At 33.6% G+C, this 3,230-nt stretch carries 3 protein-coding genes; 1 reads left to right on the top strand and 2 read right to left on the bottom strand.

Features of this window, described 5'->3' with window-relative positions; all coding sequences use genetic code 11:
• Positions 1-304: 304 nt before the first annotated feature.
• Entirely contained in the window at positions 305-1,168 is an 864-nt protein-coding gene (locus E5331_RS19945) for an AraC family transcriptional regulator (RefSeq protein WP_135986405.1), read from the top strand.
• 102 nt (positions 1,169-1,270) lie between these two features.
• Here E5331_RS19945 and E5331_RS19950 read toward each other — a convergent pair whose 3' ends face one another.
• Positions 1,271-2,044 (bottom strand): inositol monophosphatase family protein, encoded by a 774-nt coding sequence (locus E5331_RS19950; protein WP_123484832.1) that lies wholly within the window; start codon positions 2,042-2,044, stop codon positions 1,271-1,273.
• Between the two features lie 79 nt (positions 2,045-2,123).
• Positions 2,124-3,068, bottom strand: coding sequence for a DMT family transporter (locus tag E5331_RS19955; RefSeq protein ID WP_123484831.1), 945 nt, complete (start codon positions 3,066-3,068; stop codon positions 2,124-2,126).
• Positions 3,069-3,230 lie beyond the last annotated feature (162 nt).

Consider the following 3,230-nt stretch of genomic DNA (forward strand, 5'->3'; position numbering starts at 1 on the left):
TGTAAAATCCGGTGTTCTGGATGCCGTTTTTCGGAACGTCAAACTGAACACCCTATTTAATAGATTATAATCCCATTGTGAACATGATTTTAATTAATCAATGGATAAAACAGAATTATATATGCCATAATTTTGCATACTCATATAAGTAATTGACATTGATAAATACACATTTAACTTTATTACAATAAGTTAAAAATATAAATAGGCACAAATTAATTGGTAAAAAATTTGCAGATATAGAAATAATGCAATAATTTTGCAGATAGAATATATCACTCCACAATTCAATTACATTAAACTAATGAATAAAATCTTAAAATACGATTTTGCATTGCCGGACGAGATCTCAACGATAGTGGAGGCTGATTTTTGGGTATTGAAAAATTACAATGCGAAAATATTCTCCTCTAAGTCTAATCCGGTTAAATTTACGTCAAATGTATCAATCCTAATCAGAAAAGGGAAATGTAACATTGATATAAATCTTATCTCATATGCTGTAAAAGCCCCTTGTATTGTAAACATCAGACGCACACAAATACTACAGATTAATCGAGTAAGTGACGATCTGGAGTTTTCTGTCATTATTATGTCGAAACGCTTTTGCGACAACTTGTTTCTATTGCTTCAAGACTGCATATATTATCCGTCTGCAGTAAGACAACAAGTAACTGAAATACCTGATTCTCTATTAAATAAATTTGAATGTCTTTATTCAAGAATAAATTCCATTTTTGAAGATAAGGCAAATCCATTTGGATATCAAGCAATGAGCTTATGCCTGGCATCTTTTTTCTTTGAAACAGCTTATAAATGCTATATGCAATTGGCTAATGATTTTCAGAAAGGGAATAATAGGCTTACTTCTAAATTCATTAGTCTTGTCCAAAAGCACTTTAAAACAGAACGGTTTCTTGAGTTTTATGCGAATAAATTGGAAGTATCCACAAAACATTTATCTCGCACGATGAAAAATGTAACCGGATTTACAGCCGTAGAATGGATTGAACGCTATGTGATATTAGAGGCAAAGGTTCTTTTGAAATCATCGAACCTCAATGTTAAACAGATTTCTGAAGAATTGAATTTCCCTTCTCAATCATTTTTCGGGAAATATTTTAAAAAAATTGTTGGAATTTCTCCTAAAGATTTCCGAAGCTCTTGATAAAAATGCAGTTAATGATACGCCCATCTTCTTAACATATAAATAGGCTTGCAAAAGGCTATAAATTTATGACCTCTTGCAAGCCTATTGACCATGCATTACTTATCCCATTAGTTTACCAAGTAAATCATGATATATCAATGGAGATGCAGCCATTATTGAATAATTCCTATCAGGTCTTATTGACTTTATGATTGCACCTCCTTCAAGCGCTATTAATTGCCCAGCCGCTACATCCCAATGCTTAAGGTTTAATTCCCAATAACCATCTAAAAAGCCGCCTCCTACATACGCTAAATCAATAGCTGCAGATCCCATACGCCTTATTCCTCTTACATACGGTGCAACTGCTCCAATCTCCTTTAAATTGTTGTCACTATTCTCCAATTTATCATAAGGCACTCCTGTCGCAAGCACAGATTCAGAGAAATTGTTCTTATCTGAACAACTGATTTTCTTCCCATTAAAAAAAGCTCCCATCCCCTTGATGGCATAGAAAAGTTCATCCAAATAGGCTGCATACACAACTCCTACAATCGTTTCTCCTTTATATTCAAGAGCAATTGAAACACAGAATACTGGCAACCCTTGACTGAAATTAGTAGTCCCATCAAGAGGATCTATAATCCAATTCCATTCAGATTTTTCATTAATCACCCCAGACTCTTCAGCAATAATTCCATGATTAGGATATTTTGATCTTATCATTTCTATTATGACTGATTCTGATTCTTTATCAGCAGCAGTAACCACATCATAATCATTAATCTTAGTCTGCATACTAAGATTATCTGAACGGAAATACTTCAGATGTACTTCTCCTGCCAGTTTAGCCATACAGATGGCATATTCAAGATACTCATTATAGTCTATCATAAATCAATACGTCTAATCAATTTGTATTTATTATTTTAATCATTTAAACCAATATGAATTATATGCACAGGCTACATCTTCATTCCTGATTCTTGCGTTTGCTATAATCCCATTTAAATTTATCTGAAAATACTAAACCTCCGATAATCAATATGCATCCGATATATCCAAGAATAGTAATAACTTCTCCAAACACAAAATATCCGGCCACCATTGTAACCAATGGTTGTAGATATATGTAGTTACTTGCTGTGACCGATCCAAGAATCTTAACACCTTCATTAAATATTATAAAACCGCCTATAGAACAAAAAATAACAAGGAATAGGAAATTTAATAAATACTGAGGTTGCTCCATATCAAATAAAACGGATAGATGAAGGGGAGTGCTCTGCGTCATAAGCAGTGGTAACGCTGTAAGAACCCCATAAAAGAACAATTTCCGCGTTATATACAACGAATTATAAATAGGTGTCAATCGCTTAATGGCAACTGTATAAACAGCCCAAGACAGTGATGAACATAATGCCAACACATCACCCGTAGGTCTGATTTCAAGGCTGCCCCCATGACTGAAAACAATACATGCCACTCCCGCAAATGCAACTATAGATCCAATTATTACACCGGGCATCATTCTGACCTTATATATCAAAGCCATTAATACCGTCGTAAATATTGGTGATATCGAACTCAATAATGACACATTTCCTGTTGTGGTATATTTTAATGCATAATTTTCCGTCACAAAATATATTGAGCCTGCACACATTCCACACAACATTAACTGTAGCTCGTCTTTCCAACTATACGCAAAAATGCGTTTGAATGTGAAACTCAAAAGTATTATGTATGCTACGGTAAAACGATAGATATACGTTTCTACCGGGGTAAAACCGCCATCAACCATAAGCACCTTAGAACTTATAAAAGAAGTTCCCCATGCCACCATTGTGAGTAATACACCCAAATGCGCAATAACTTTTAAATAGTTATTGCGTGAAAACCGTTTGATATTTGCCATAGAGTTTTTATGGAATATAAGGAATATTATTAATTGTCTTTTCTAAAGACAAAGTTAACTAAATTCCGAGTAATCCACAAAATAATTAAGTGAGTATAATAAATAAATAAGTAGTTTCTAAAAATTAATGTACATATGTTGGCACGGTTTTTGCAGTATGGT

The organism is Lepagella muris, from assembly GCF_004793975.1.
Lineage (GTDB): Bacteria > Bacteroidota > Bacteroidia > Bacteroidales > Muribaculaceae > Lepagella > Lepagella muris.